Raw genomic sequence first — 6024 nt, forward strand, 5'->3', positions numbered from 1 at the left:
TTGGCACGACAAAGAAAATTATTCCACTATGCGGCCACAAATTTATTTGGCCGCAAAGACGCAGGGACCCGGCACCCGTTAATCTTAGACTTTGCCTAGCCAATCGCGAAAATCGCGGGCATAGGTGCGCGCACAGGCAAATTCGTAGCCGCTCCCGTCGGGCAGCCGCCACACCATCACACCGAGATGGGAGACGTGCGTGATCGCGACATCGCCCGGTTTGAACGAATTATGCTCGAAGTCTATGCCCATGCCCCGAATGAGCGCTTCCGACGGCCCAGATGCGGCGAGCCGAAAAAGAGTTCGGCTGTCGCTCACGTCCACGACGGACGCTAACCCCTGAAAAGTGGCGGCGAGCTTGACGCTCGGATCGGACCCGGCCTGGGCCTTTTCGATAAAAAGCCACTGATCGGGCCCCGCCCAGACGATCGTCGCTGTGCCCGCCTCGATCACACGCGGAGCCGACGGCAAAGCTGTCCCAAATGCCGTCCGTGCAGCGTCGTCCAGAGCGGCTCGCGCACCACGCCGTGCGGCGACGTGAGTGACGGCGATGTCAGAACGCTCCGATATCGATGCGCCTTTTCCAGCGGCGAGGCCGTTCGCAAGATTAGACACGCAAGCGTGCTCCTTCTGGATCGTAGAAAGCAGACGAGACGACCTCCACAAGCGTGGTTTCCCCGCGCACGGGATCGACCGCCGATAAGATTTCGCCGATGCGAGCCTCTGCGCGAGCGAGGAACCCAAGGCCCACCCAATGGCCAAGCATCGGCGAATACGTAACCGAGGTCATGTAACCCTGATCGTTTTTTGCAATCGGCTGGTCGTCCTTGCCGATGAAGTGCGCTCCACCGCGGAGTCGAGCGGTCCGATCGACCGGCCGGAATCCGATGAGGCGCGGCCGATCCGGATCAGCAAGGCCGGGCCGCTGTGCGAGAACTCGGCCGACGAAATCTTTCTTCGTCGAAGCCATCTTTCCAAGCCCCAGATCCGCCGCCGTTGTCGTTCCGTTGAGTTCCGATCCGCCGACGTGGCCTTTCTCGATGCGCATCACGCCGAGAGCTTCGGTCCCGTAGGGAATGGCGCCGAATTCTTTTCCTTCCGACATCAGTTTCCGCATGAGCAGATCGCCGTGCCGCGCCGGAACAGCAATCTCGAAGGCCAGCTCGCCAGAAAATGAGAGGCGATAGATCCGCGCTTTGATACCGCCAAGCGCCGTGATTTCCGCGCACGCCATATAAGGAAAAGCCGTGTTCGAGATATCGAACGGCTTATCGACGATCTTGGCCAGAAGATCGCGCGCACGCGGGCCTGCGACGGAATATTGCGCCCACTGATCGCTGACCGGGAAGAGCTGCACGTCGAGATCGGGCCAATGCCACTGACGGCAGAGTTCAAGATGCTGCAGAACCTTGATGGCGTTGACCGTCGTTGTCGTGATGAAATACCGGTCGTCCGCGAAGCGGGCGGCGGTTCCGTCATCCATCGCGATACCATCTTCGCGCAGCATCATGCCGTAGCGGCATTTGCCGACACCAAGCGTGCTCATCATGTTGATGTAGACGCGATCGAGAAACTTCCTAGCATCGGTACCGTGCACCTCGATCTTGCCGAGCGTAGACACGTCGCACACACCCACCGCGCTTCTGACGGTTTTGACCTCGCGATTGACGGTCGTCAGCCAATCAGCTTCGCCGGGCTTTGGAAAATACTGCGCTCTCAGCCACAGGCCGGCTTCGATGAAGACCGCGCCCTGCTCCTTCGCCCAGTCGTGCGACGGGGTAAGCCGCGTCGGCTTGAAGTGTTTGCCCCGATGCTCGCCGGCGAGGACGCCAAGGGAGACGGGAACATAGGGCGGCCGTGCTGCGGTCGTGCCGGTCGCCGGAATGGACTTTTTGGTGAGCTCAGCCATCATCGCCAAGCCATTGACGTTCGACGTCTTGCCCTGGTCGGTCGCCATGCCGAGGGTGGTGTAGCGCTTGAGGTGCTCGACCGACCGGAAGCCTTCGCGCTCCGCCAAGCGGACGTCGGCAGCTGTCACGTCGTTTTGTTGATCGACGAAGGCCTTATGCTTTGCGCCATCGACATGCCAGAAGGCTGAAACTTCGGTCAGCTCGTCCTCGACCGCAGGCGCCGATGCCGATCCGTTGTTAAAACCTCCGGCCGCCGCGGCGTTGGCGCCCGCTCTCGCGCCTTCCCTGAGACACGCAGCCAGCGAGAAGCTTCCGTTGGCTGCGCCCGCGACCGACATTCCCTTCGGCAGCGTGCCGGGAACAAATGCCGCTAGGCTCTCCTGCCATTGCGGCCGTCCGCCAAGATGCGTTGTCACCTGAAGATTGGGATTGAAGCCGCCTGAAACTGCGATCAGATCGCAGACGATGTTATTGATTGACCCGTACGCGGCTGCGATGCGGGCTCCACTTACCCGCTGCCCGCCGACCGCGTCGGTCACGGCAGCGCCTTCAAAAACGCGAATGCCATGCTTTCGCGCCTTAGCCTTGATCGCGGGTGGGAGCATCGGACGGGTATCGACGAGCGCGGCCACCGTCACGCCGGCGCGAACCAAATCGTCGATCGTATTCGCCGCTTCGTCGTTGTTTGAGAAGACGACCGCGGTTCGACCAGGGGCCACACCAAAGCGGTTTATGTAGCTGCGGACGGCGCTCGCGAGCATCACGCCGGGGCGATCGTTGTTGCCGAAAACGATCGGCCGCTCCATCGATCCCTGCGCGACGATCGATTGCTTCGCAACGATATGCCAGAGCGTCTGCCGAGGCTGCCCAGGACCAGGAACCGCCACATGATCGGCGACGCGTTCAACGGCGCCGAAGGTGCCGGTATCGTAGGCGCCAAAAACGGTGGTACGCGGCATCAACCGAACGTTGGGCAGAGAGGCAAGCTCGGTGACGACCGAATTGACCCACTCCGAGCCGCTCTTGCCCTCAATTGTCCGCCAATCGCTGATGAGCCTTCCGCCAAAGGCGAAGTTTTCATCGACTAGAATGACTTTCGCTCCGGAGCGCGCCGCTGTGAGCGCGGCCATCAAGCCTGCCGGCCCCGATCCAATGACAAGGACATCGCAGAAGGCATTCGCCTTGTCGTAGATGTCGGGATCGGGGGCGTCAGCCGCGCGGCCAAGCCCTGCAGCGCGACGGATCATCGGCTCATAAAGCTTCTCCCAGAATGAAGCCGGCCACATGAAAGTCTTGTAGTAGAAGCCGGCAGAAAAGACCGGCGACAGCAAGCCGTTGATGGACAGAAGATCCAGGGACAGCGAGGGAAAGCGGTTCTGGCTTTTTGCATCCAGGCCACTGTAAAGCTCGGTGACCGTTGCGCGCGTGTTCGGTTCGCGCCGGGCCCCCGACCGCAACTCGACCAGTGCGTTCGGCTCTTCCGATCCCGCCGTGAGAATCCCACGCGGCCGATGATACTTGAACGACCGGCCGACGAGGTGGACGCCGTTGGCGAGCAGCGCAGAAGCCAGCGTATCGCCGGCAAAACCGGTATATGGCACGCCGTCGAAAGTGAAATCCAGCGGCTGCGCGCGGTCGACGAGACCAAGGCCTGCAACGCGGAAGGATTGAGATTGCGTCATGGCGCGCTCGCGGTTTTCTGCTGCTCCAGAGCGACGTCTTGAGCAGGTTTCACATCGGAGATTTCGTGGGTTCGGGTGTCGCGCGTGACGACCAGCCAGGCGTGACATCCCGCGGCGTGATACCAGAGCTCTTGCATGGGACCGGCAACGTTCTTGCGCTCGTATGCAAACGCGTAGAAGGCGTCGCTCGCATCGGCTGCGGAAGGGTCAGGCCGCTTCACGCTGGCGTCTCCGAGATATGAGAACTCGTCGTTGCCGCGTTCACCGCAATAAGGACATTTGATGCGCATGTTCGCCTAGCCTTCAATGCAGGTTGGGTTGATTGCCCATGCCCTTCTCGTCGATCATGTGCCCGGTGCGGAAACGATCGAGTCGATAGGCTTTCGCGACTTCATGCGGCTCGTCGCGGGCTATGAGATGCGCAAAGCACAAGCCTGAAGCAGGGGTCGCCTTGAACCCGCCATAGCACCAGCCGCCATTGAAATAGAGGCCGTCGACGGGTGTCTGATCGATGATCGGCGATCCGTCCATGCTCATGTCCATGATGCCACCCCACGAGCGAAGAAGGCGCACGCGCCCGATCCGTGGCATCAGCGCCATCCCGCCTTCGAGGACGTCCTCGACGACGGGAAGGTTACCCCGCTGCGCGTAAGAATTGTAACCATCGATATCGCCGCCGAAAACGAGGCCGCCTTTGTCCGACTGGCTGATGTAGAAGTGACCGGCGCCGAACGTCACGACGCCATCGATGAAGGGCTTGATACCTTCCGACACGAAAGCCTGCAGAACGTGGCTTTCGATCGGAAGCATAAGGCCCGCCATCGCCGCAACCCGCGACGAGTTGCCGGCGACGGCGAGGCCGACTTTGTTCGCTCCGATAAAGCCGCGAGTCGTCTCAACGCCGCGGATCTTTCCGCCGTCGATTCGGAATCCGGTAACCTCGGCATTCTCGATGATGTCGACGCCGAGCCGGTCGGCGCCGCGAGCATAGCCCCATGCCACCGCATCATGGCGAACCGTTCCGCCGCGACGCTGGAGCAGTCCGCCCTTTATGGGGAACCGCGCATTGTCGTAGTTGAGCCATGGATACATGGCGCGAACGCCATTGAGATCGAGCAGTTCGGCATCGACACCGTGAAGATGCATGGCGTTGCCGCGGCGCGCATACGCATCGCGCTGGCCGTCCGAATGATAAAGGTTGAGAACGCCGCGCTGAGAAACCATCGCGTTATAATTGAGATCCTGCTCCAGTCCCTCCCAAAGCTTCATGCTTGTTTCGTAGAACGGGATGTTGCCAGGAAGCAGATAGTTCGAGCGAACGATCGTCGTGTTTCGCCCGACGTTGCCGGAACCGATCCAGCCTTTCTCAATGACCGCGACGTTCGCGTTTCCGTACCTCTTCGCCAGATAGTATGCGGTTGCCAACCCGTGGCCGCCGCCGCCGACGATGACGATGTCGTAGCTGGGCTTGGGAGCCGCTTTGCGCCAAGTCGGCTTCCAGCCGGTCTGCCCCTTGAGTGCTTCTGCGAGGACAGAGAAAATTGAGTAGCGATCGGAGCTGAGCATGGCCATCTCTTGGCTGACCTGAAGAGCCCGTCGTCGAGCCCGGGTAGGAACGAGTTTACTTATAGATCACCGGTGGATTGACGTTAATATAAGAAAATCTTATTCAGTGGGGGATGGCGACACGCGCGAATAAGCTCCCGTTCGATCTCCACGCCTTGGAAGCTTTCCTGGGCGTTTGCGAGGCGCGCTCGATGGCACTCGCCGCTCAGAAGCTGTCGCTGACCCAGCCTGCTGTGTCTCAGGCAGTGGCAGACCTCGAATCCCGAATGGGTGTGCAGCTTTTCGATCGGAGTGTACGCCCATTGGCGCTGACACCAGCTGGCGAAATAATGCGCCAGCGCGCTTCCGCGCTCGTATCCGAAGCCCGCCAGCTCGCAACCGTGATCCGGCACACGGCAAAAGGGCGGCTTGCTCTGATCCGGGCCGGCTTGGTCGACAGCCTCTCCCGGGCGCTTACGGGTCCAATTGCGTCGTTTCTCGTGAACCATGCCGATCAGGTCTCGGTGCAGTCGGGGCTCACGGCCACCCACGCCGGTGCCCTCTTGACGCGAAATCTCGACCTTTTTATCGGCGTCGACGATATGAGCGACATCGAAGGGTTCGATCGCCACGAACTCGTGACCGAGCCCTATATCCTCGTGCTTCCCGCCAAGCACAAGGCGCCGCGTTCCGTCGCCGATTTGGCGGGACTCGCTGGCAAGCTCCCGTTTATTCGCTACAGCGCCCGATCAAAGACAGGGATCGAAATAGAGCGTTATCTCCGCCGACTGAATATCGACTTTCCGCAAGGACTCGAGTTCGACACCCCGTTTGGGGTGAGCGATATGGTTGCCCGTGGCAAGGGATTTGCGATTTCAACGCCCATT

General features: G+C 60.8%; 5 protein-coding genes. 1 reads left to right on the top strand and 4 read right to left on the bottom strand.

Features of this window, described 5'->3' with window-relative positions; all coding sequences use genetic code 11:
* Positions 1-84 precede the first annotated feature (84 nt).
* Genes EKK30_RS10905 through EKK30_RS10920 form a run of 4 tightly spaced genes read right to left on the bottom strand, consistent with a single transcriptional unit; the run spans position 85 to position 5158 of the window.
* The gene (locus EKK30_RS10905; protein ID WP_290984584.1) at positions 85-615 is read right to left on the bottom strand and encodes a sarcosine oxidase subunit gamma; all 531 of its coding nucleotides are present in this window, start codon (positions 613-615) and stop codon (positions 85-87) included.
* Positions 608-3592: a sarcosine oxidase subunit alpha family protein gene (locus EKK30_RS10910; protein WP_290984587.1), complete on the bottom strand. Its 2985-nt coding sequence runs from the start codon at positions 3590-3592 to the stop codon at positions 608-610. The genes EKK30_RS10905 and EKK30_RS10910 overlap by 8 nt, the downstream gene beginning before the upstream one ends.
* Positions 3589-3882: a sarcosine oxidase subunit delta gene (locus EKK30_RS10915; protein ID WP_290984589.1), complete on the bottom strand. Its 294-nt coding sequence runs from the start codon at positions 3880-3882 to the stop codon at positions 3589-3591. Before EKK30_RS10915 ends, EKK30_RS10910 begins: the two co-directional genes overlap by 4 nt.
* Positions 3883-3895: 13 nt before the next feature.
* Positions 3896-5158, bottom strand: coding sequence for a sarcosine oxidase subunit beta family protein (locus tag EKK30_RS10920; protein WP_290984592.1), 1263 nt, complete (start codon positions 5156-5158; stop codon positions 3896-3898).
* 113 nt (positions 5159-5271) lie between these two features.
* Here EKK30_RS10920 and EKK30_RS10925 point away from each other — a divergent pair.
* The coding region (locus EKK30_RS10925; protein ID WP_290984595.1) for a LysR family transcriptional regulator at positions 5272-6024 on the top strand (753 nt) is incomplete at its 3' end.

The sequence above is a fragment of the Hyphomicrobium sp. genome (assembly GCF_003987855.1).
GTDB lineage: Bacteria > Pseudomonadota > Alphaproteobacteria > Rhizobiales > Hyphomicrobiaceae > Hyphomicrobium_B.